This window comes from Pseudomonas sp. B329, assembly GCF_023127835.1.
GTDB lineage: Bacteria > Pseudomonadota > Gammaproteobacteria > Pseudomonadales > Pseudomonadaceae > Aquipseudomonas > Aquipseudomonas synxantha_A.
Genome location: NZ_SPKP01000006.1, coordinates 46903 through 69955 on the forward strand (window position 1 = coordinate 46903; position 23053 = coordinate 69955).

Consider the following 23053-nt stretch of genomic DNA (forward strand, 5'->3'; position numbering starts at 1 on the left):
GGGGGGAAAGCGCTGTGAACGGGGGTTCAGACTGACGTCAGCACCACCTGCGAGCCCGCAATGTATTCAAGGATGTAAGGCAACAGTGCGGTATCCACCATCGGCGGTGCGATGGCATATCCCTGTACGATGGATACACCCAGGGCTTTGAGCCGCTTGAGCTGGGCCGGGGTCTCGACACCCTCGATGACCAGTGACACGCCCAGGCTGGCTGCCAGGCTCACGGTGTGAGTGACAATGGCGGTGCAGGCCGAGTGCGTGTCGAGTTTGTGTACGAAACCGGCGTCGAGTTTGAGCTCGGTGAAAGGCACATCACACAAGCGCTCCAGGGAAGAAAAGCCAGTGCCGAAATCATCCATGGACAAGCCGCAGCCTAACAGCTTGAGCTGCAGCAGGTTGTTCATGGCGACACTGCACGGATTGAGCGTGCCGGTTTCGGTGATCTCGAAGATGATACTTCGGGCAGGGCACTCATGTGCACGCAGCAGCACTTTAATCGCCTGGCTCAGTATGGGGTTGCTGAGTTGAGACGGTTGAAGGTTGAATGACATCGTCAATGGCAGGTTCAGGCTGGCCAGTTTCTGGCGCAGGATCAGCCCTTGCTCGAAGAGGCGCAGGAACAGCTCATCCATCAGGTCATGGCGTTCCAGGGCCTGTAGAAAATAACCGGGCGTCAACAGGCCGTTGTGAGGGTGCCGCCAGCGGGCGAGAACTTCCAAGCCGCTAATCGTGCCCGTTTTCAACGAAAGCTGAGGTTGGTAAAAACCCACAAACGCGTGATCCGCCAACCCTTGTCGCAGATCCTGGACATCGGGCTCTTGAACCTTCGGGGCGGCTGGAATCTGACTTAAGCTGAGTGCGGCTGAGGTTTTCATTTAATGCCCTGCAAGGGATGACCATGAGTCAATTTTGCAGGATGCGCGTAACCATAAACGTCAGCTCTTTCGAGCAGATGCGTAGGACTAATCTTACCTGCTAATGAAAAGCCTATAGACTCATCCGAGTGGACGGTTGTCCGGTAATCGCACATGAACTTTAAAGGCCAGAAGTCCCCTTATGAACACTGAAAATGGCATCGCTTATGCGTTATAGGCAATCGAGCGTCGGCAAACTTGAAAAAGTCTCGCTGCGCCTGGGTTTCGGCCTGTTGGTGTCTTTTTTGTTGCTAGTGTTCTTCGCCGTGGCCGGCTATTGGGTGACCTACAAGGTCATTCGCGGGGAAGTGCTCAAAGTCGATTATCATTTTATGCGTTTCGTGGGTCGTGCTTACGACCATGAAATATTTCTGTTGCGGGCCATTAAGGCCAGCAGCCAATTGGAATACAAACCGGTATTTAACCCTGAAGCCTATGTGGTCAAGCATACGACGCAGGGCAACATGCGCATTTATGAAGGCCAGGCGTCCCAGGTCGCCACAACGTTTTCGGCGGCATTGCCTATCAAGGCCGCCGACGCGCATGACGGTGTATTGAGCCAACAGCTGCAATTGGGGGTTGCGCTGGCAAATGTGTATGGCGACTTCTGGAGCGGTTCAACCTTCGCGTCGCCGCAAATGTTCGTGTTTGATCTGTCGAGCGATTTCGACATCGCGATTCCTGCGATCAGCCCCCAGCCTCATCCAGGCCAGCGCAATTTTTCCCAGGTCTTGAACGAGGTCAAGCAATCTGCGCGTCAGCTGCCGCCCTTGAGCAGTGACTTGCTGGTGCGCTGGCGGCCCAGTCATTTCTTTTTGGGCGGTGAGGGCATTCAACAAATACTGGGCTACGTCTCCGGTCGCATTGAAGAGGACCAGTGGGAACGAAAGGGCCCCCCCAGGGAATTGGTGGCCGCTACCTTGCTGTATTGGGACGAATTTGACGCACCCGGGGTAAGGATAGAAAAGCAGTTTTTTGATCTGCCGTTGTACAGCAACGTCGACATCGCCGCGCCGGACGGCACGCGTGTAGTGGGCGGCAAGTCGCCACAGATTTACCAGTATGAAAGCGGCTTCCATTTCACTACCTCAGGGCTGCTGATCAAGCGCAGCACCGGGGACATGGGCGCCTGGCAGGCCCTGTATCGTATCCCCTACAGACAACTGATCCTGGATGCACGTTGGCAGTTGCTAGGACTGCTCGGCTTGCTGGGCTTATGCATCATCAGTGGCTGGTCGGTCATCCGATGGTATCGACGGCGCATCGTGGTGCCAGCGAGTAATGACTTTCGGGAGTTATTGGTCAACCATGACTTCAACCTGTCTTTGTTGCAAACGGTGCCGCTGGCGTTGTGTGTGGTCAAGGGGCCGCAGATTGAACTGGTGACGCAAAACAGTTTGTATACGCAATGGTTGGGCGAGACAACCGAGTTTGCACAAATGATGGTGCTATGGCCGCTGTTTGAGCAGGATAAACCCCTTACCGGTGAAGGCTGCCTGCTGCTCGATCAGCGAGTCTTGCATGTGCGCTATACACCCACCGAGTATCTTGGCGACAGCGTGTTGCTGTGTACCTTCACTGATATTTCTTCCCACCGCGAAGCATCCGCATCGTTGCTACTCGCCCGCCAGGCGGCGGATGCGGCGAATGAGCAGAAAAGCAACTTCGTCGCCACCCTGAGCCATGAACTACGCACGCCGTTGTACGGTGTGCTGGGCACGCTTGAACTGCTGGGCATGACCTCTCTGGATGAACGCCAACGTGGTTATCTGCGTACAATCGATAGCTCATCCGCGGTATTGATGCATTTGATCAGCGATGTGCTCGACCTGTCCAAGATCGAAGCGGGCCAGCTGGTTCTGGAGTCCGTGGCGTTCCAGCCTCTGGAAATACTTGAAGAAACCGTGCGCGGGTTCTCGGCGGTGGCGGCGAACAAAGGGCTGGCGCTTTACTGCTGCGTTGACCCGCGCGTGCCGAACCTTGTGCAGGGTGACCGCCTGCGTATCCAGCAGATCGTAGGCAACCTGCTCAATAACGCGATCAAGTTCACCCAGAGCGGGCATGTCGCAGTCTTCCTGTCGCCTATCGGAGTCTGCGCAGGCGAAGTGAGCCTGCAATGGTGCGTGATCGATAGCGGCCCAGGGATGTCCGAAGCGGTGCAGGCGCAACTGTTCGAGCGCTTTTACCAGGCTGACAGCAAGCATCACACCGTCGCCGGCACCGGGCTCGGGCTGCCTATCTGCTCCCATCTCAGCCAGATGATGGGGGGCGCATTGAGCGTGGACAGTGTGCTAGGCGAGGGCAGTACCTTCATATTCGAGTTGGCCCTGGAAATTCTAGAGCCCCGTCAATCTTCACTGCCGCAGTTATTAGGCAAGTGCATCGATGTTCGCACACCCTATGCAACCTTGTCCGATAACCTTTGCGCCTGGCTGGAGTGGCACGGGGCACACACTACCGTGATGGGCGATGATGCTCGCGGAGCGCCTGATGCCGTGTTGACGGTCATGCCGCAAGAGGTTGAGGTGGCAAGCTCAGGCGCGATTAATGTCTTCGCCCAGCATGATTTCAGTAGTACGCCCCAGTTTATCGGCCAGGACGTGGTGGTGAACCAGAACAGCGTCGGGTCCATTTGCCGTGCGTTGGTGATGGCGATCACTGGCGAATCGGAGGCACCGTTACCGCAACCACCGGTGACGCATCTGCAACTGGAGCTGAATGTGCTGGTGGCCGAAGACAACCCGGTCAACCAGGTGCTGATGAAAGAGCAACTGGAACGTATCGGCTGTACGGTGGATGTCGTGCCCGATGGCGTCCAGGCGTTGCTGCAGTTGGAGTTGAAGGCTTACGACGTACTGCTGACGGATGTGAACATGCCGCTCATTGACGGCTATGAACTTGCCGATACATTGCGCCAGCGCGATGTGGATATGCCGATTATCGGCGTCACCGCCAATGCGCTGCGCGAGGAGGGCGAGCATTGCATCCGCGTGGGCATGAACAGTTGGTTATCCAAACCGATGGATATCCAGGGGCTCTATCTGTGTTTGCGCAGTGTGCTTGATCCTGCGGTCTTCCAGGCTTGCGAAATCGATACGCCGGTAAGCGATGTAGACGAGATCAATGTGCCGGAGCGCATGCTTGAACTATTCCTTGAGACCATCGCCCAGGATATGAGTGAGCTTAAAGCGCTTGACAGGGGGCAGGGCCGTAATGAAACCGTCCGTTTGCTGCATCGGATTCGGGGTGCGTTGGCGGTAGGCAAAGCTAAAAGTCTGATCCAGCTGTGTCGCGAGTTGGAGGTCGCTGTCGCCCGGGACGGGCTGGTCCATACCCATGCAGACGTGGCTGCTTTCATCCAGCGCGTCGAACGCGCTATTGCGAATGTATAAGCATTGAAAATGCCGCCCCGTTCAGGGCGGCTATGGGTTACTTGGATACCACTGATTCCGGCGCACGCCAGCCTCCACCCAGCGCTTTATAGAGCTGCACTACATCGAGATACGACGCGGTCTCCGCCTGCGTCAGCGCGTCCTGAGCATTCAGTTGCGTACGCTGCGCGTCCAGCTCTACCAGATACGCCGCACTACCTGCTTCATAACGCGCATGTGCCAGTCGAGCCGCACGCTCACTTTGCGCGGTAGCCTCAGCCAGGCTGCGAACCCGTTGCTGCGACAGGCTATAGGTCGTAAGCGCGCCCTCGGTTTCCTCAATCGCATTCAGCACCACTTGCTCATAACGCGCCTGACTACCCACCTCTCGCGCCTGCGCCCCGCGCTGCCTTGCCTTGACACTGGCCAGGTGCAGCGCCGGCCAACTGACCGAAGGCATCACGCTGAACGCACGGCTGCCGCTGTCGCCCAAATCCCCACCGCGCAAGGCCACAAAGCCGAGAAAACCGCCCAGGTCGATCCGTGGGTAAAGCTCGGCCGTCACCGCGCCAATGTCCGCATTCGACGCCTCCAATGCGCGTTCGGCGCTGGCGACATCGGGACGCTGGCGCAGCAAGTCGCTGATCTGGCCAATCGGCAAGCGTGTGACCAGTGCCGGCAAGGGTTTCAGGTCGGTGAGCGTTTGCAGGTCACTGGGACGCGAGCCAGTGAGTACGGCGAGTCGATAGCGGCTGAGTGCTTGACGGGTTTCCAGACTCGGCAATGTGGCTTGCACCCGTGCGCGCTCGGCCAGGGCGCTGGCCAGTTCGTCGGCGGTGCCGCGCCCGGCATCCACGCGGCCCTGGACCAGCGCCACGGTTTTTTCCTGATTACTCAGGTTGGCCTGGGCCACCGCTAACTGCCGTTGCGCTCCGCGCAGTTCAAAGTAGTGACGCGCCACGTCGGCGGTCACTACGATACGGGTTTGCGCCAGGTCCGCCGCGACGGCCTCAGCGCGTGCCGAAGACGCCTGCGACAGGCGCTGCAGCCTGCCGAACAGGTCCAGCTCCCACTGCGCATCCAAGCCGGCCTGATAGGTCTTGGCCAGGTTGCGCTCACCGCTCGGGCCGGGGTTGGCCTGGGACAGGCTACGGGAATAAGCCCCGCTGGCGGTCACCGTTGGCAGTTGGTCCAACTGACGCTGATCCAGCACCGCACGTGCCTCCAGCAACCGGGCCTGGGCGATGCGCAGGTCATGGTTACGCGCCAGCGCTTGATCGATCAGCGCATCCAGTTGTGGGTCCTGGAATTGTCGCCACCAATCCTGTTGCACGCGGGTGCTGCTATACAGCGCGGTATCGGGGCTTTGAGTCAGCTCTACTGCGGGCTCGTTACTGGCCCGGTAGTCCGGGCCGACGGTACAGCCCGTCATCCAGGCCGAGCAGACCAGCAGCGCGAGCGGGCGAATCACGAAGGTATTAAAGGGGTGCATATATGTCTCCTTACACCGTCTGGGTCGTGGCGGCGTCGGCTGCATCGGCAGCGGCCAGCGCACGGGCGCGGGGTGTGGTGGCCGCAATACGATGGTCGACGGCAATGAACGAATACATGGTCGGCAAAACCAGCAAGGTAAACAGCGTGCCCACCAACATGCCCACGACGATCACCAGGCCCAGGTCATAACGGCTGTGGGCGCCAGCACCGGAGGCGAACAGCAGGGGAATCAAGCCGGCCACCATCGCCGCCGTGGTCATCAGGATCGGCCGCAAGCGCATCTTCGCCGAGTGCAGAATTGCCTCACGACGATCCAGACCCTGCTTGACCTGCATCTCATTGGCGAACTCCACCATCAGGATGCCGTGTTTGCTGATCAGACCGATCAGGGTCACCAGGCCGATCTGCGTGTAGATATTGATAGTCGCCATGCCCAGGGCCAGTGGAATCAAGGCACCGCAAATCGACATCGGCACGCTTATCAGAATGATCAACGGGTCACGCAGGCTTTCATACTGCGCAGCGAGTACCAGGTAGATCACGATGATTGCGAACAGGAACGCCATCACCAGCGCGCCGCTTTCCTGATGGTATTGGCGTGCATCCGAAAGCCAGTCGTAGGTGAAACCCGGCGGCAGCAGTTTGGCTCGCGCCTCGAGGAACTTCACCGCGTCGCCCATGGCCACGCCCGGGTTGGGGATCGCCTGGAAGATCGCCGAATTGAGCTGGTCGAACTGGGTCAGTTGATTGGGCTCGACGCCGGTCGAGACGCTGACCAGGTTGGACAGCGGTACTTGGCCACCGGTGGCGCTGGTTACATAAAAGCGTGACAGCGCTTCGGGCGTCAGCCGCTCGCCGCGCAGGCTCTGCGGGATCACATCATAGGAGCGACCGTCCATGGCGAAGCGGTTGACGTAGTTTTCGCCCACCAGCACCGCCAGGGTGTCACCCAGGTCCTTCATGGTTACGCCCAGGCTGTTGGCCTTGGTGCGGTCGACTTTGATCTTGATCACCGAGTTGTTGTAGTCCAGGTCGCTGTCCACGACCATGAACAAACCGCTTTCACGTGCGGCGTGTTTGAGCGCTTCCATCGCCTCATAGACCACGCTGTAGTCACCGGCGCTCTTGATCACCATCTGTACCGGCAGGCCACCGGTCGAGCCTGGCAGTGAAGGCAACTGGAAGGCAAAGACGTTGCTGCCCTCGATGGTGTTGGCGCGGTTCTGCATATCGCCCTGAATCTGGTCGGCGTTGCGCTCGCGTTTTTCCCAATCGACGAAGTTGACCCCGCCGATGCTGTTGGATACGCCGTTGCTGCCGTTGACCAGCCACAGGTTGCTCTGCTCCGGCAATGTCCCCATGGCTTCGTTCCACTGTTTGCCGAACTTCTCGACGTAGTCGATGTTGGCGTTTTGTGGAGACTTGATGGCCGTCAGCACCGTGGACTGGTCCTCGGTGGGCGCCAGTTCGGTCTGGGCACGGCTGTATAGCCAGGGAACGCTGATCAGCACGATGACCGCAATCGTAAACGTGACCCAACGGTGGTGCAGCGACAGATCCAGCACCCGGCCATACGCGCTGCCGAGACGGTGAAAGAATCTCTCGGCCTTGCGCGCCATCCAGCCTTCGTTCATCTGGCTGTTGAGCAGCAGTGAGCTCATGACCGGCGACAGCGTAAGCGCGATAATGCCTGAGACCACCACCGAGCCGGCCAAGGTGAAGGCGAACTCCTTGAACAGCGAGCCGGTCAGCCCGCCCATGAGGCCTATGGGCGCATACACGGCCGCCAGCGTCAGGGTCATCGCAATCACCGGCGCTGCCACCTCACGTGCGCCCAGCAGGGCTGCATATGTGGGAGACTTGCCTTCTTCGATATGACGGTGAACGTTCTCCACCACAATGATCGCGTCATCCACCACCAGGCCGATAGCCAATACCATCGCCAGCAAGGTCAGCAAGTTAATGCTGAACCCGAACATTGACATGAACGCGGCCGCACCCAACATCGACAAGGGAATGGTGACCACCGGAATGATCACTGCCCGCGCCGAACCCAGGCTCAAGAAAATCACCAGCACCACGATGGCGATGGCTTCGCCCAGCGTACCGAGTACTTCATCAATCGATGCGCTGATAAAACGTGCCAGCTCAAACGGCACAGCGACTTTCACGTCCGGCGGCAGGTTGGCGCGGATCCCCGGCAGCAATTCATTTACCTTCTTGACGATCACCAGCGGGTTGGCATTGGGCGCGGCATTCAGGCCGAAAAACACTGCTTGAACACCGTCCATGGTGGCGCTGGTGTCGGTGGACGCGGCGCCCAGTTCCACGGTAGCGATATCATTCAGGTGCACCACACCGGCAGCGCTGGACTTGACCACCAACTGGCGAAACTCGGCGACATCGACCAGGTCGGTGTTGATCTGAATGTCCGACACCACATACAAACCCTTGGCCTGACCGGGCGCAGCCTGCACGTTGTTATTCAACAGGGCCTGGGCCACATCGCTGCCGGAAATACCATGGGCGGCCATGCGATTGGCATCCAGCCAGATACGCATGGCCATTGTCTGCCCGCCGCTGAGGTTGATGCTGCCGACCCCTTCGATGGAAGACAGTTGCGGTTGCACCACGCGCTGCAAGTAGTCCGAGAGTGCGGCGGTGGACAGGGTCGGGCTGGAAAAACCCACATAGGCCACGGCTGTGGCTTCACCGGAGGATTTCACAATCACCGGGTCGTAAGCCTGCTCCGGCAAGCGGTATTTGACCTCGTTGACCTTGGCCATCACCTGGGTCATGGCCTTGTTGGAGTCGGCGTTGAGCTTCATGCGCACAGTGATCACGCTTTTGCCCTGGGTCGACGTAGAACTCATGTAGTCGACGTCTTCCACCGTAGCGACAGATTGCGCGATGGCCTGGGTGACGAAGCCCTGCATCAGTTGCGGCGAAGCACCGGGGTACTGGGTGGTGATCGTCAGCGTGGAGCTTTCCGTCAAGGGGTACTGACGAATCGGCAGGTTGTTTATGGCCAGCAGCCCCATCAATAAAATCAGGGTGCTGACCACCAGCGCCAACACCGGGCGCCGCACGAACAAGTCGGTGAATTTCATTTTTCAGATCCTTGGTGTATCAGCGGCTCGAGGCCTGGTCGAGCCCTACGGTGTCCTTGAGCGCGATGCGTACCAGGGCGCCGCTGCTCAAGCGCAACTGACCGGAGGTGACCACGCGATCACCGGCCTTCACGCCGTCAAGCAGCACGACCCGGCCTTCGGAGCGTTCGCCGGTCTTCACGTAGACCTGGCGTACCGTGTTGGTCAGCTGCGTATCGGCGCCCTCGACCACGTAGACAAAATCACCGTAGGCGCTGTAGCTCACAGCCGTTTCGGGCACGCTGATGACATCTTTTTTGGCTGGCAGATGGATTTCGCCATTGGCGTACATGCCGGGTGACAGCAGATTGTCCGGATTCGCTAGCGTGGCCTGGACCAGCACCGTGCGGGTGCCCGGGTCGATACGTGGTTCGAGGGTGCTGACGTGGCCCTTGAACAAGCGCTGCGGGTACGCGTCTACGCTGACGCTCATCTCCTGGCCCGTTTTGAGCTGTGCCAGGGCACGTTCGGGCAGGGTGATATTGGCGTACAGCGTCTGTGCGTCGGTCAGCGACACCATGGCATCGCCGGCCTGCACGAACTGGCCCAGGTTGACCTTGCGCACACCCAGCACGCCGGTGAAGGGCGCCTTGATGCGTTTTTGATCGATCAGCGCCTTGATCCGCACGATATCGGCCAGCGCCTGGGAGTAGGCGGACTGCACTTGATCCAGTTCCTCTTGCGTCGCCGCCTGCTGAGGCAGCAAACGCTGGGTTCGCAGTAACTGGGCCTTGGCGTTGGCGGCCTGGGCCTGAAGCCTGGCCAGTTCGCCTTGTTCCGGCGCATCGTTGAGCTGCACCAGGGTTTGCCCGGCTTTCACCCGCTCGCCGGGTTGGAATGCAATGGCACGTACCAGGCCGCCGCTTTCGGCGGTGACCATGACTTGGCGGGTGGCTTCCAGTTCACCGATACCCGCCAGCGTGTTAGGCATATCGGCTTGCGTGGCGGTGGCGACGGCCACCTGGATGGCCGGCGCAGCTGTTCCGGCCGACGTTTGGGTAGGTTGGGCAGAGGTGGACTGCCGGTACAGGCCGACGGCGCCGCCAATGGCGAGCACCGCAGCAATCGTGACGCACACTTTAAGTTTTTTATTCATGATTCCGGTACTGACGTAAGGCAAAAAATTAAGAACCCTGAGGGTTCAACGGTGACGAGCGCTCAACCGGGTTGTTGATGCGCATGAGGGAATCGGACCCGCGTAGCCAGAATCGCCAGCACGGCACCGAGCCCCAGAAAGAGGACCAAGGCGGCGAGCACGCTCGGGGTAAGCCCAATCGAGTCCACCAGCAGCCCAAGTGGAATAGGCACAGCGTTGAACAGGTAGATGGTCATATAGAAATACGCCACCAACTTGGCGTGGCAGTTGGCGGGAGCCAGCTGATTGATCAGCCGCGCACTGCCGACAAAAATGGCGCCATAGGCGTAGCCGCCGATTACCAGGGCCAGCGCCGCGAGCGTCAGCGAATGGACCGAGAAGGCCGTCAGCAGGAGCAGGAAGGCTGCACACTGGGCGAGCAACCCAGAACGCAATGCACGCGCTGCATCCAGGCGTTTGCAATACAGTTGGCTGGCCCCGGCGATCAACAGGTACACCGCCATGCTGTAGCCAAACATCCCGCGGTCACTCAAGCCCAGTTGCTGTTCGGCTGCGCCAGGGCCAATCACGAAAACGCAGGCCGTGAACGACCAACTGAAAAACACCGACCATGCGCACAAGTGGAAGGGCCGACCAATACCGCGCAGGCCTTCACGTAGCGACGCTTGTACTGTATGAGCGGCGGTTTGGGCCTGGAGGGTGTGACGCGGCCAGAGCGCCAGCATGCCGAGGGCGGCGACAGCGACCAGGGCCATGATCGACCAGAAGGGCAGGCTGGCCGGGTACAGGTTCAGTTGCAGTGCCATGCCACTGAGTACCGGGCCGAAAGCCAACCCCAGGATCATTGCCAAGGTGGCCAGCGTCGCCGCCAACTTGCCGTTGTCGAGTGGGCCGAACCGTACCAGCGTTACGTTCACGGCAGTGGTCATGATTCCCGCACCAAGCCCCGAGATGGCGCGGGCTGCACACAGGGCCCACAACGAATCGCATTCGGCGCACAACCAGGCGCCGATCAGCACCAGTGCAATGGCTGGGAGCAGCAAAAAACGCTGGTCTTTGACATGGCCGGCGATGCGCGCCAGGGTCATCAAAGCCAGCAAAACACCGGCACCGTAGGCGCCGAATATAAAGGTCAGGTCCACAGCGTTGATCTGCAGATGTTCTTGGTAAAACGGGTACAGCGGCGTGGGTGCGCTGCTGTTCATGAGCGCTGCGGTCAATGACAGCGCGAGAAAAAACAACAAGCCTTTTGAGCTGTGTTTAGTGATATCGACGGACATGTGTCTCCCAGCCCAGCGCTCAGGGCTTTTGCCGAGTGAATGTTTGCAAGCGGGATGTGAATGCGGTTTAGAGGGCTTTGCCCATTGGCAAATGATACGGACCGGTGCGATTGGCACCATGCCCGAAACCCCAGGCTTCATTCGTCATCGTCCAGGCAGCCGCGTCAGCGAGGCTTGAGAGGTGGCCGGGTGGGTGTGGACCACCGCGCCCGGCTGGAGCGGTTTACCAGTAGCGTGGTTGCGGGAGGATGCGGGTCGGTTGTTTCAGGCTTGTCGCAGTGTTAAAGGCGAACGACGGATAGGAACTCCAGTTGAACACCGGATAGCTCACCACTGGCGCGCTCCATACAGGCGGCGCACATTTTCCAACGCTGGTCCAGGTCGCGCACGTTCAGCAGTTCGCCTTTGGCTGCGGGAAAGGCCATGCCTGGCCAGCCAAGGGATTGCGGTTGCTGATCGATTTTGCCCACGCGCCCTGGGATAAGCTGGACGATCAAGTGCCCGCTGCTCAGGTGTTGCGCCGATATCAACACCTGCGTGGTGATGTACCCACGGGCCATCAGTTGCGCCGCTACCCAGCGACGATAAATCGTCAACCCTTCACCGCCCACACAGTGCCCCAGGATTGCCGGTGCGCGCTCCAGCCAGTCGAAATCATCTGCACCTTTCCACCCTACTGTGCGGATAACGAAACAGGGTGATTCTTCTGGCAGCTTCAGCGCATTGGCGAAGGGCAGGGGCGTTGTGGTGAGTGCATCCGGCTTTCCAAGTGCCTGGGCTTGCAAGCTTTTCAGTTGGTGGTCTTGCAGGCGTTGAGTGCCGCTGATGATATCGATCGGGCTGGCCGCGCGTTGATTTCATCTGCCTATGCTAAGAAGGCCAATGCAAGAAAAAATAAGATGAAGCTCGGCGTCCCAAGGACGTTACTGACAATGGTGAGGCCGCTGTCGTATGGGTGCTGCGATAAATCGTACGAATGGCCTAACGTCTCGAGGGTAACCACAGGAGGTTATCGTCACGCATCCGTCGTCAACCTAGACTTCATGCACGTTATTCACTCAACTATTGAGAGTTAAAACATGCGCTTACGAGACCTAGGCATCACCATTGGCACGGGCACACCTGGCGCGTTCAACGCCATTACCGACGTGCCAGGCGTACGCGTCGGCCATCACACCCTCAATGCCGAAAGCGCCGACGGCTCGATGCATACCGGTGTGACCATCATCGAGCCGCGCCCGGTCGCGGCTCATCTGGCGCCGTGTTTTGCCGGCGTTCACGTACTCAACGGCAATGGCGATGCCACCGGCCTGGAGTGGATTCGCGAAGCAGGTTTACTGACCACGCCCATTGCCTACACCAACACCCATAGCGTTGGTGTGGCGCGTGATGCATTGGTGGCCGCCGAGCGCGAGATGGGTAAGCAACACACCTATTGGTGTATGCCGGTGGTGCTGGAAACCTACGACGGCATCTTGAGCGATATCTGGGACCAGCACGTCACTGCCGAGCATGTGCACGCCGCATTGGCGGATGCACACAGCGGCCCGGTGCAGGAAGGCTGTGTGGGCGGCGGTAACGGCATGATCTGCCATGAATTCAAAGGTGGGATTGGTACTTCGTCTCGCGTCTTGACTGCAGAGGAGGGTGGCTGGACCGTAGGTGCATTGGTGCAGGCCAACTACGGCGTACGCAGCGCATTGCGCGTGGCGGGTTACCCGGTGGGCAGCGTATTGCAGGACACGCCTTCGCCTTATGACGGGCCGGTGAATGTCGGCGTGCCCGGCATGGGTTCCATCGTAATCACCATCGCCACCGACGCGCCTTTGCTGCCTCATCAGTGCACACGCCTGGCACAACGCGCAAGCATTGGTTTGGCGCGGGTCGGTGGTGGCACCGAGGACGACAGCGGCGACATCTTCATCGCCTTTTCGGTGGGCAATACCGGCTTGCCGGTTGCCAATCTCGGGCAGCCGTGCCCGCCGACCACGGCCTTGCAGATGGTCAACAACGACTACATCTCCGCGTTATTTGTGGCCGCGGCAGACGCCGTCGAAGAGGCAATCCTCAACGCTTTGTTGGCCGCCAACGACCTTAAGGGCCGTGGCCGACAAGCATTGGCGCTCAAACCTGAACAATTGCTGGCAGCAATGGCAAAAGTGGGCTGGACGGCCCCGGTTCACTCCTGAGCCTGAAGGAACAACAGGAACAGCTCGGACTGGGATTTGATCCCCAGCTTGTTGTACATATGCTTGCGGTGAACCTTGACCGTTTCGGCAGAGATCGCCAGCTTGCGGGCGATCTCTTTGTTTGAGCAGCCGCTGAGCATCAGTTGGCCCACTTCCATTTCACGGGCAGACAATGAAGCGCTGATCTGTCGCGTGGTTGCGTGGAGGCGCTCCTGCCAGTCAGGTGCCTGCTCCGGTGCGTCCTTCAAACTCTGTTCGAACGTGCACCGTTGGCGCATCAAGCCGGCGACCCATGGCTGTACCAGGCCCAGCAACGCGATCTGCTGTTGGCTGAAGCGGCTACTACTGCCTAGCGACAAGCTCAAAGTGCGGCTGGTATCCAGTTGCACATTGATATGAATTTCGTCGGCGACGACATTCAATCGAAAGTAGCGCTGGTAATACTCTGTCTGCTCAAAGCACTCTGGGGCGACGTCGTCCAACTGGAACAGGCCGCTTTGTGGTAACTCGCGGTTGGCCAGGTAGAACGGGTCTAGGAGGTACAGGCCTCTGAGGTAATCCTGGAAGAGTGAGTCGGACTCGTTACCCTCAGCGGCAGACTCGGCGAGCACCTGTGGCCTGCCCGTGCTGAATATCAGCACCACCCAGTTATCCACCGGTACGTAGCGCCCCAGCAAACGCGTCAACGATCGCCAGAAGTCCTGGCGATCCAGGGCCTCGATCAGCTTGCCGACCGCGTCATGCCACGCTACATCCTGCAATGTCAGGTTCATTTCACTGCCCATCGGTGCTCCTTTTGACGTTATTGCTTGCCCTTGGCCGTGCGCCACTGGCTCGTGTCACGCGCGCATATCCCAGTCTACAAGACCGTACTCGCCGTTGTATCAAGCGTTATTTGAGTTTTCGTTAATCTTGTAGGATATATCTTAAGCCTTGTAAGGATTCGTCTAGGGATAGATATGGATTCCTGCGGTTGTTGCTGTGGGTGTACCGGCTAAAATTTGGCGACTCTTTTTAAAGGGTCGATTGCAAGTTTTTACCTCCTGTACAACCAAAAGGAAATTTATTGTGGCTATCCAAAAAAGGCATATTCTGGCAGCGGCTATCACCGCGTTGATTACAACTTCCGCTCTGGCGGCAGACGGAACTATCAATTTTACCGGTGAAATCACTGCCGCTTCCTGCAAAGCCTCTTCCGGTGCCGGTACCAGTGTGGGTGGCATCGCCGGTGCGCAGATAATTGAAGTGCCGATGGGCAAAGTCAGTACTGACTCCCTGAACAGCAAGGGCCCGGGTATTGTTTCGGGCACAGCGATTAACATTAATCTGGACTGCGGCAATACCGCTGCTGGGTTGACTACCGTTAAGGTGGCGTTCGACCCTAGCTCTGGTTCAGGTGTGGATGGCTCGAATAATAACTTGCTCCGAACCACTGGTGCTGCGAAGGGCGTGGGTATTGGTATCTACGATAGCAGTAACAACTTGATTAACCTGGCCGGTAACGGCTCTTTTGATGCGGCTTTAGTGAAGGCGGGTACTGACCCAGACTTCAAATATACCGCTAATTTGAACATGCGTGCCTCCTATATGGCTAACGGTGTTACTCCTATCGTGCCTGGTCAGGCTAACGGTACGTTGCCATTTACCCTAACTTACGAATAAATCTTTCATTAGAGAAGCATGTTCATGCTTCTCTACTTTACCGCAGGTAACTAAATGAAGAGCGTGTATTCCAGGTATTGGCTGGCGGGGATCGTATTGCTCTGCAGTGGTATCGCACAGGCCGGTATTACATTGGGCGGCACGCGGGTTATTTACCCGCAAAAGCTCAAGGAGGCGTCGATCATGGTCAAGAATGACGCCGACAAGGACATCATGATTCAGTCATGGTTGGAACCGGACGCTAAAAAGCCGGATCAGGATGTACCGTTTGCGTTAACCCCTTCGCTGAGTCGCCTGGGCGGCAACAAGCAACAAACCTTGCGCATTTTTTATGCGGGCACAGGTTTGCCCTCGGACAAAGAGTCGGTGTTTTGGCTCAGCGTGCAGGAAATTCCGCAGAAGTCCGAGACCGATAACACTTTGCAGATTGCAGTACGCCAACGGATCAAGCTGTTTTATCGGCCGACGGGTTTGCCCGGTACGCCTGAAGAGTCTGTCAAGTTATTGAAGTGGCAGTTGGTAAGTGAAGGCGGAAAACGTTGGTTGCTGGTCTCCAATGATTCTGTTTATTACGCCTCCTTTGGCGCTGTTTCTCTTGAATACAAGGGGGCTCGTCATCCGGCCAATGCGGAAATGGTAGCACCCGGTACGACGGGTAAGTTTTTGGTGGAAGGCGCTGGTGCAATACCTGCTAATGCTCAAGCTGTTGTCGAGTTTAATGTCGTTAATGATTACGGCGTCCCTATTAAGCACCTGGTCAATATTTCAAACTAGCGGTCTTTTCAAGGACGGCAGGTAGTTTTGCATCTGAAATAATTCGAGCAGTAAACGATTGAGTAATGAGGCGAGATTTTTTATGTGGCCACTTTGTGTTGGGAGTTATGCCGGTACCCGTCTGTTTGGTCGTTTTGGCGCCTCTGGTCTAGTGCTGGCAAGTGCTTCCCTGCCATTGGCCGCGCATGCCGTGGAATTTAATGATGCCTTTTTGAACAAGCATGGCGCCACGGCCGAACTGAAGTACTTTGAACAAGGAAGTACGGTCGCCCCCGGCACTTACAATGTCGATATTTATCTCAATCAAATCTTGATACTGCGTGAATCCATCAAGTTCGCCGTGCAGGACGGTTCGCAAGTCAAACCGATCATACACCTGGGCCTGCTCAAGGCGATTGGGGTGAACACTGCACGGCTTGAGCAAGAAGGTGTCATCACTGCGGGCAGCACCGACGATACCGTGATCGATCTGCCGGCGCTGGTACCAGGTGCCGATATCGAGTTTGATGTAAACGCGCTGGCGTTGCAGATCAGCATGCCTCAAGCCTATATAAAGCGTCAGTCCAGTGGTTATGTCGACCCGTCGTTATGGGATAACGGCATCACCGCCCTGTACACCAATTACCAGACTAACTTCAGTCGCAATATCAGCCGTGGTTACAGTAGCGACTACCGCTACATAGGTTTGCGTAACGGCTTCAATCTGGGAGCCTGGCGCTTTCGCAATGAGTCGTCGATCTCCGGCAGCACCGGCAGGCGAGACACATTCAGCAGCAACCGTACCTATGCCGAGCGTGACGTCGTCAGCCTCAAGAGCAAACTGGCGGGTGGCGAGCTGTACACCCAGGGCGATATCTTCGACAGTGTGCGTTTTCGCGGCGCGCAATTGACGTCGGAACTCGGCATGCTGACCGATGACGAAGTCGGTTTTGCACCCGTAGTGCGCGGTATCGCTGAAACCAATGCAACGGTGGAGATCAGCCAGAACAACTACGTGATCTATTCGGCCAGCGTTCCGGCGGGTGCCTTCGAGATCAGCGATATTTACCCCAGTGGTTCCAACGGTGACTTGAGCGTCAAGATCATCGAGGCCGATGGGCGCGAGCGTCTATACACCCAGGCCTACTCCTACCTGCCGGTGATGACACGTCGAGGCAGTACCCGCTATAGCCTGGCCGCCGGCCAATATCAGACTGAGGGGCAGGCGGCGCCCAAGTTTACCCAAGGCACGCTGGTGTATGGCGTGACCGACAACTTCACCGGCTACGGCGGGTTACTCGCCTCCCAGGGCTACAACGCGTTGAACCTGGGCGTCGGGGTGAACTCGCCGTGGGGCGGTGTGTCGTTTGACGTCACCAACAGCAACTCCAAGGATGTATCCGGGCGCAAGAACGTGGGCCAGAGTGCGCGCTTTTTGTATTCCAAGACCCTGAGCAGCACCGATACTACCTTCACCATGGTCGGCTATCGCTATTCCACCGAGTCCTATCGCACGTTCAGTCAGCATGTGGATGAGCAGGATTACTTTGCCACCCCTTATTACGGCCGACAGAAAAGCCGGTTTGATATGAACGTCAACCAGTCCCTGGAAGGGCGTGGGTCGCTGTTTTTGAGCTTGGGCGAAACCAGTTATTGGAACGGCCAGGGCAGCACGCGGCGTTGGCAGTTCGGCTACAACGGCAGCTATGCCGACACCAGCTACAGCTTTGCCGTGTCCCGTACTGAGGGGCAGGGTGGCAGTCAGCGGGTCGATAACCAGGTGTCTGCATCCTTCAGCATTCCGTTTGGTGACAACCGTCGCGCGCAGCGCCTGTACACCAGCGCTACTTCGTCGTCTCAGGGCGAGACGTCGATTCAAACGGGCCTGTCCGGCAACATCGACGAACAGAACACTTTGAGTTATTCGGTACAGGGCAGCAAAAGCAAAACCAGCGGTGCCTCCGGCAGCGTCGGTATAAATTGGGACACGCCGAACGCGAAAGTCAGTGGCAACTATGGGCAGGGGCGGGATAACAAGCATTTTGACGTCGGCGCTTCCGGTTCGCTGGTGGTTCACAGTGGTGGTGTGACGCTGGGGCAACCGGTGGGTGAGACATTTGCGCTTATAGAAGTCCCCGATATCCAAGGCGTCGGTGTTGATAGTGGTACTGCGGTGCGTACCGATAAAAAAGGCTATGCAGTGGTGCCTTATGCGCAGCCTTACCGTTACAACTGGATCAATCTGGATACTAATACTTTTGGTAGCGATGTTGAGGTGGGAGAAAGCTCCAAGCGAGTCGTTCCCACTCGCGGGGCAGTCGTCAAACGCTCGTTCGAGGTTGAGACGGGCCGCAGATTGCAGTTTTCGCTGCGTTTGAATAATGGCGAAAATATCCCATTCGGGGCCCAGGCGTATGGTGAAAGTGGCACTGTTTTGGGGGTGGTTGATAACTTGTCCAAGTTGCTACTGTTTGGTGTTAAGGACAAAGGAACAATTGTTGTAAAGTGGGCGGCTGGGCAGTGCGAGGTTCAATATGAAGTGCCGCCGGTAAATAAGGATCTTATGTTCGAAAAATATGATGTCCTCTGTAAGGGTAAATAATATTATGCGATATAATCATGCTTTGTGGATCTGCCTGGCGTCACTTTTTATTTTTCCGGCTAGCGTCTTGGCTGACAAGTGGTGTAATCAAACGATAAGCAGTATATCGCCTAGCGTAAGTGATGTCGCCAATGACTCGGGTGGGATGCTGTCCACAGGGTGGCATGAAGGTTCTTTGGTTTGGACGTGTAATGGCGTAGGGATGTATAAGATTTTTGATAATGATATAACTGTAGGTGGTATACCTGCGGGAAAGAAAATAACGTTTGAAGGGGTGTCGTACGATCTTTATAAAACAAATGTGGATGATGTTTTTTATTTTGGGTATTTGTCTGCACCTAAATCTAATGGTTCTCCAGGTCGGGTGGAATATCCTTTTGACTCAACTCCGTATAGGTTGAGCGCATATTCGAGGGAATATGATTATGTGAGCACGGATGTTAAAGTGAGGGTGCGTTTTTATTCTGCATCTAAAAGTATGGCTGCCGGCCAGCGAAATGTAAGTGGCGTGGACGTGATGAGTGGGCTTTTTAGTTCGAAAAGTACGGGAACTTCACTTCCTTGGTCTATGTCATTTTCACCCTTCACATTTAAGGCCAAAGGCCCAACCTGCAAACTGATCACGCCTTCAGAAGTAAAACTCAAACAGCTCAGTGTCTACAAGTTTTCAACGCTTGGTTCAACTGTGGAAGCCGCCAACTTTCCACTCAGCGTTCTATGCAGTGCGAATATTCCTAACTTCAAGGTGAGTTATGCCATGCAGGATGTCAATAACAGTTTAAATGCTTCTTCCAATTTGACACTGACTAACGGAGTTGGCGACGCGAGCGGCCTGGCACTGCAAATTCTGGACGCCGGTATACCGATAAAACTGAGCCCTTCGTTCAGTGGCGTTATTGGCACCTTGTCCGGCGGAGCCATCAGCAAATCGTTGAGCGTTCAATACATCAAGACCGAGCCGCGGATAACCCCAGGTACTGTGAGGGGCGGCGTCACGGTAACGCTTTCTTATGAGTGATCGTTGTCTTCATCCTAAAACCATCCTGACGTCAAGATGTAGCGTACAGCGTGGCAGTGAATGTCAGCGTCTCCACGCACCTCTCGTTCGAGGCTGCTTCCAAGCTGCACGTTAGGCGCAATGTCTAAAGGCAATGGATCTCCCAGCAAGCCCCTGAGCGTGGGCTACATCCGCACGGTCGTAACCGCACAGCCAATTCTGCTGACGTCAGGTGTAACGGTGACGTTGGCTTATCAATGATCGGCTTTGATCTGAATATTATTTGATCTCACTACCCCCACGGGGGTACCCCATCGACGTGATTTTTCGCTTCGTCAGCGCCGCCCATACTCTTTCAGAACTTGCTGAGCTGCGCGGAAGAATCACCGATGAAAATTGAATTGATACAGTTAGCCGGTCGCGATGGCGACACGCCGTCTAACCTAGCTTGCGCATTGAAGGCCATCGCCAACTGCAACGCGGACACCGACCTGCTGGTATTCCCGGAAACCCATTTGATGGGCTTCGTCGGTGGCGAACAGTTGGCCAGCGTCGCCGAGCCCCTGAAAGGGCCGACACTGCAAGCCGTGCAACAGGCGGTGCGTGAGCGCAACGTGTCAGTGGTCATCGGTCTGGTCGAACGTGACGCGGGCAACTACTACAACACTTCGGTCTTGATCACCCCCGACGGCATTGCCCTGCGCTATCGCAAAACCCATCTGTGGCCCTCCGAGCGCGCCGACATCACACCCGGCGATCGCTTCGTCACTACGCTGTGGAACGGCGTGCGTGTCGGCCTGCTGATCTGCTACGACATCGAGCTGCCGGAAACGGCGCGGGCGCTGGCGCAACTGGGTGCTGAATTGATCATCGTCACCAACGGCAACATGGACCCCTACGGTCCGGTGCATCGCACCGCGATCATGGCCAGGGCCCAGGAAAACCAGCTGTTCGGCGTGATGGTCAACCGCGCAGGGCAGGGCGATGACGGTTTGGTATTCGCCGGCGGCAGTGCGGTGGTCGACCCGTTTGGACGCGTGCTGTACGAAGCCGGGCGCGAAGAAACTCGCCATGTGATCAGCCTGGACCTTGCTCAAATCAAGGCGGCCCGCAGGGATTATCACTACCTCAATGATCGTCGACTGCAACTGCAAGGAGAGGCTGTCGAGCACCCCGACGGCCGCCGTGAACTGCTGATTCGCTGACTGCGCTTATACCCTCCATAACAATAATCAGCTGGCGCGCAGGTGCCGGCCCAGGAGTTCGTGATGATCGCTATTCGATGCATTCAATGGGGGCTGGCTGCCGTTATCAGCGGCGCAATGGCTTGCGCTCAGGCGGCGGAGCCGAAGGTCAATATCTATAACTGGTATGACTTCATCGCGCCCACTACGCTGAAGGATTTCCAGGCGCAGACCGGCATTCAATCGGCCTACGATGTGTTCGACAACAGCGAGGTCATGCAAAGCAAACTCATGGCCGGGCGCAGTGGCTATGACGTGGTGGTCGCCACCGGCGACCTGTTGCCCAACCTGATCAAGGCCGGGGTACTCAAGGAACTGGATCGCTCGCAACTGCCCAACCTGTCCCATCTGGACCCGGACATCCTCGCCAAGGTCAGTAGCAACGACCCCGGTAATCGCTTTGCAGTGCCATATCTGTGGGGCACTACCGGCATCGGCTACGACGTAGCCAAAGTCCAGGCGCTGCTGGGCAATGACGCACCGGTGGATTCCTGGGACCTGATTTTCAAGGAGGAAAATCTCGCCAAGCTGGGCGAGTGCGGCGTAGCCATGCTGGATGCGCCCGCTGAAATCATCCCGATCGCCTTGCACTATCTGGGGCTGCCCTATAACAGCCAGAACCCGGACGACTATGTGAAGGCCCAGGCGCTGCTGTTGAAACTGCGCCCACACATCCGCTACTTCGACTCCTCGCGCTTTATCACCGACCTGGCCAACGGCGATATCTGCGCCGTCGTCGGCTGGGCGGGTGGCGTGATGGACGCACGCAAAGCTGCCGATGCCGCCGGCAATGGGCGGCGGATCCAGTACAGCATTCCCAAGGAAGGCGCGCCGATCTGGGTGGAAAACCTGGTGCTGCTCAATGACGCGCCGAATCCCCTGCAGGGCCTGGCGTTCATCGACTACATGCTGCGCCCGCCGGTGATCGCCGCATCGTCCAACTACCTCAGCTATGCCAATGCCAACAAGGACGCCAAAGGGCTGGTTGATGCGAAGGTGCGCGATAATCCGGGGGTTTATCCTTCCAAGGCAGTGCTGGATACGCTGTTTGCGCTGGAGCCGCTGCCGTTGAAACTGGAGCGGGTGCGTACGCGGGTCTGGAGCAAGGTCAAGAGTGGGACCTGAGCTTGCGTAGCCAGGTGCTTATGGCTTCAACGAGTTCGACCTTGCATTCCACCGGCAACCAATGCCCGCCGGGTAGGCTTGCCACGGTGAGATCTACGCAGGCCGCCCGCATTGGATCGCCCAGCTGATTACCTTTGATGGTGTTCATTTGATCGTAGTCGCCGTTCACAAACAGTACGGGCAATGACAAGAGGCCGCCATTTAACGCCCGGTGCGCATATTCAATGTTGGCATCGTCGTTTAAATACCAGGCGCAGGGAGCGCGGAAACCATGCGCCTGGAAACTGCGCACCAATTGCGCGAAGTCTGCAGGCGGCCAGAGTGCAAGGTCTGGCTGGGTGAGGGGGGCCCGGTGCGCTTGGCCGAACCGCCCGCCCTTGCGGGTCACTTCGGCATTCGCTGCAATCTTGCCGATATTCGCCGGGTCGCCTCGGCGATAAATCGACGCCAGCGATGCGGCTTTATCCGCATCAAGGTCAGCGACAGCGCACGCAAAGTGTGTGTTGTAGTAGCGGTAATAATCCCATTGACCGTCCGGATACGTGTCCGCCGGGTAGATCGAGCGGTCAACCAGTGGGACGAGCGTTGGCAGCGCGTTAGTGGTGGGGAAGTACGGGACCGAAATCAATACAACACCGCGACTGCGCTGAGGCTCATGAGCGACCAGTTCACCCGCCACGACGCTGCCCCAATCGTGGCCTACCCAAATGGCGGGCCTGCCACCGAGATGGTCGTGAAGTTCTGCCATGTCGGCCACGATGTTTTCAAGGGTGTACGCCTGCGTGGGCGCGGGTGCAGAAGAACGACCATAACCGCGCATGTCGGGTGCAACGCAGTGCCAGCCGTGTGCCGCGAATGCTTGGATCTGTGCGCGCCAGATCAGGCTGAGCTCCGGCCAACCGTGCAGGAACAGCATCAATGGCCCATCGGCCGGTCCCATCTCTACATAGTGCGTCGTATGGCGCGGGGTATTGAGGACACGCGAGGTCAGCTTGGAAGTGGACACAGTCTCTCCTCATGCTACGTCGGCTGATAAACTCGAAGCGGCAACACTATACTGAGCGGTAGGCTTCATGTTTCGTTCCCATTCGGCGCTTCCAGCGTCCGAGGCAAAGTCTTGCGTGTGAATGAAATTTATCCAAGGTGGAATGCTTTCTCGGTACATACACTCAGGGAA

The 23053-nt window shown here is 57.5% G+C and carries 16 protein-coding genes; 8 read left to right on the top strand and 8 right to left on the bottom strand.

Annotated features, from left to right (window positions below):
- Window positions 1-26 precede the first annotated feature (26 nt).
- A complete protein-coding gene (locus E4P00_RS04125; protein ID WP_248130722.1) occupies window positions 27-875 on the bottom strand; it encodes an EAL domain-containing protein in 849 nt (282 codons plus the stop codon).
- Between the two features lie 206 nt (window positions 876-1081).
- On the opposite strand from E4P00_RS04125, the gene E4P00_RS04130 reads away from it, so the two are divergent.
- Window positions 1082-4306 carry a hybrid sensor histidine kinase/response regulator gene (locus tag E4P00_RS04130; RefSeq protein WP_248130724.1) on the top strand — a complete coding sequence of 1075 codons (3225 nt, stop codon included), beginning with the start codon at window positions 1082-1084 and terminating at the stop codon, window positions 4304-4306.
- A 37-nt stretch (window positions 4307-4343) separates the two neighbouring features.
- Here E4P00_RS04130 and E4P00_RS04135 read toward each other — a convergent pair whose 3' ends face one another.
- From E4P00_RS04135 to E4P00_RS04155, 5 genes are all read right to left on the bottom strand, one after another.
- Window positions 4344-5777, bottom strand: a complete 1434-nt coding sequence (locus E4P00_RS04135; protein WP_138454148.1) for an efflux transporter outer membrane subunit — start codon at window positions 5775-5777, stop codon at window positions 4344-4346.
- 10 nt (window positions 5778-5787) lie between these two features.
- Window positions 5788-8889, bottom strand: coding sequence for a MexW/MexI family multidrug efflux RND transporter permease subunit (locus E4P00_RS04140; RefSeq protein ID WP_216091370.1), 3102 nt, complete (start codon window positions 8887-8889; stop codon window positions 5788-5790).
- A gap of 19 nt (window positions 8890-8908) precedes the next feature.
- Window positions 8909-10024 carry an efflux RND transporter periplasmic adaptor subunit gene (locus tag E4P00_RS04145; protein WP_216091371.1) on the bottom strand — a complete coding sequence of 372 codons (1116 nt, stop codon included), beginning with the start codon at window positions 10022-10024 and terminating at the stop codon, window positions 8909-8911.
- Between the two features lie 62 nt (window positions 10025-10086).
- Entirely contained in the window at window positions 10087-11304 is a 1218-nt protein-coding gene (locus tag E4P00_RS04150) for an MFS transporter (RefSeq protein ID WP_248130726.1), read from the bottom strand.
- 281 nt (window positions 11305-11585) lie between these two features.
- On the bottom strand, window positions 11586-12089 hold the full coding sequence (locus E4P00_RS04155; RefSeq protein ID WP_248130728.1) for a POTRA domain-containing protein: 504 nt from the start codon (window positions 12087-12089) through the stop codon (window positions 11586-11588).
- Between the two features lie 294 nt (window positions 12090-12383).
- Between E4P00_RS04155 and E4P00_RS04160 the strand changes: the two genes are divergently transcribed.
- Window positions 12384-13493, top strand: a complete 1110-nt coding sequence (locus E4P00_RS04160; RefSeq protein ID WP_248130730.1) for a P1 family peptidase — start codon at window positions 12384-12386, stop codon at window positions 13491-13493.
- On the opposite strand, the gene E4P00_RS04165 is transcribed toward E4P00_RS04160, so the two are convergent.
- Entirely contained in the window at window positions 13484-14266 is a 783-nt protein-coding gene (locus E4P00_RS04165; protein ID WP_248130761.1) for a helix-turn-helix transcriptional regulator, read from the bottom strand. The genes E4P00_RS04160 and E4P00_RS04165 overlap by 10 nt on opposite strands.
- A gap of 295 nt (window positions 14267-14561) precedes the next feature.
- Between E4P00_RS04165 and E4P00_RS04170 the strand changes: the two genes are divergently transcribed.
- The 6 genes from E4P00_RS04170 (at window position 14562) to E4P00_RS04195 (ending at window position 21876) form a co-directional block, all read left to right on the top strand.
- Entirely contained in the window at window positions 14562-15155 is a 594-nt protein-coding gene (locus E4P00_RS04170; protein WP_248130732.1) for a fimbrial protein, read from the top strand.
- 54 nt (window positions 15156-15209) lie between these two features.
- Window positions 15210-15929 carry a molecular chaperone gene (locus E4P00_RS04175; protein ID WP_248130734.1) on the top strand — a complete coding sequence of 240 codons (720 nt, stop codon included), beginning with the start codon at window positions 15210-15212 and terminating at the stop codon, window positions 15927-15929.
- Between the two features lie 82 nt (window positions 15930-16011).
- Complete coding sequence (locus E4P00_RS04180) at window positions 16012-18510, top strand: fimbria/pilus outer membrane usher protein (RefSeq protein ID WP_248130736.1); 2499 nt, start codon at window positions 16012-16014, stop codon at window positions 18508-18510.
- A 202-nt stretch (window positions 18511-18712) separates the two neighbouring features.
- Entirely contained in the window at window positions 18713-19528 is an 816-nt protein-coding gene (locus E4P00_RS04185; RefSeq protein ID WP_248130738.1) for a fimbrial protein, read from the top strand.
- A gap of 368 nt (window positions 19529-19896) precedes the next feature.
- The gene (locus tag E4P00_RS04190; RefSeq protein WP_248130741.1) at window positions 19897-20712 is read left to right on the top strand and encodes a carbon-nitrogen hydrolase family protein; all 816 of its coding nucleotides are present in this window, start codon (window positions 19897-19899) and stop codon (window positions 20710-20712) included.
- 63 nt (window positions 20713-20775) lie between these two features.
- Window positions 20776-21876: a polyamine ABC transporter substrate-binding protein gene (locus tag E4P00_RS04195; protein WP_248130743.1), complete on the top strand. Its 1101-nt coding sequence runs from the start codon at window positions 20776-20778 to the stop codon at window positions 21874-21876.
- Here E4P00_RS04195 and E4P00_RS04200 read toward each other — a convergent pair.
- The gene (locus E4P00_RS04200; protein ID WP_216091147.1) at window positions 21860-22882 is read right to left on the bottom strand and encodes an alpha/beta hydrolase; all 1023 of its coding nucleotides are present in this window, start codon (window positions 22880-22882) and stop codon (window positions 21860-21862) included. The two genes, E4P00_RS04195 and E4P00_RS04200, sit on opposite strands and share 17 nt — an antisense overlap.
- Between the last annotated feature and the right edge of the window lie 171 nt (window positions 22883-23053).

Bases quoted from the DNA above. Each gene is read 5' to 3' on its own strand.
- E4P00_RS04125 (WP_248130722.1), bottom strand. From the start codon at position 875: ATGAAAACCTCAGCCGCACTCAGCTTAAGTCAGATTCCAGCCGCCCCG.
- E4P00_RS04130 (WP_248130724.1), top strand. From the start codon at position 1,082: ATGCGTTATAGGCAATCGAGCGTCGGCAAACTTGAAAAAGTCTCGCTG.
- E4P00_RS04135 (WP_138454148.1), bottom strand. From the start codon at position 5,777: ATGCACCCCTTTAATACCTTCGTGATTCGCCCGCTCGCGCTGCTGGTC.
- E4P00_RS04140 (WP_216091370.1), bottom strand. From the start codon at position 8,889: ATGAAATTCACCGACTTGTTCGTGCGGCGCCCGGTGTTGGCGCTGGTG.
- E4P00_RS04145 (WP_216091371.1), bottom strand. From the start codon at position 10,024: ATGAATAAAAAACTTAAAGTGTGCGTCACGATTGCTGCGGTGCTCGCC.
- E4P00_RS04150 (WP_248130726.1), bottom strand. From the start codon at position 11,304: ATGTCCGTCGATATCACTAAACACAGCTCAAAAGGCTTGTTGTTTTTT.
- E4P00_RS04160 (WP_248130730.1), top strand. From the start codon at position 12,384: ATGCGCTTACGAGACCTAGGCATCACCATTGGCACGGGCACACCTGGC.
- E4P00_RS04165 (WP_248130761.1), bottom strand. From the start codon at position 14,266: ATGAACCTGACATTGCAGGATGTAGCGTGGCATGACGCGGTCGGCAAG.
- E4P00_RS04175 (WP_248130734.1), top strand. From the start codon at position 15,210: ATGAAGAGCGTGTATTCCAGGTATTGGCTGGCGGGGATCGTATTGCTC.
- E4P00_RS04180 (WP_248130736.1), top strand. From the start codon at position 16,012: ATGTGGCCACTTTGTGTTGGGAGTTATGCCGGTACCCGTCTGTTTGGT.
- E4P00_RS04185 (WP_248130738.1), top strand. From the start codon at position 18,713: ATGTATAAGATTTTTGATAATGATATAACTGTAGGTGGTATACCTGCG.
- E4P00_RS04190 (WP_248130741.1), top strand. From the start codon at position 19,897: ATGAAAATTGAATTGATACAGTTAGCCGGTCGCGATGGCGACACGCCG.
- E4P00_RS04195 (WP_248130743.1), top strand. From the start codon at position 20,776: ATGATCGCTATTCGATGCATTCAATGGGGGCTGGCTGCCGTTATCAGC.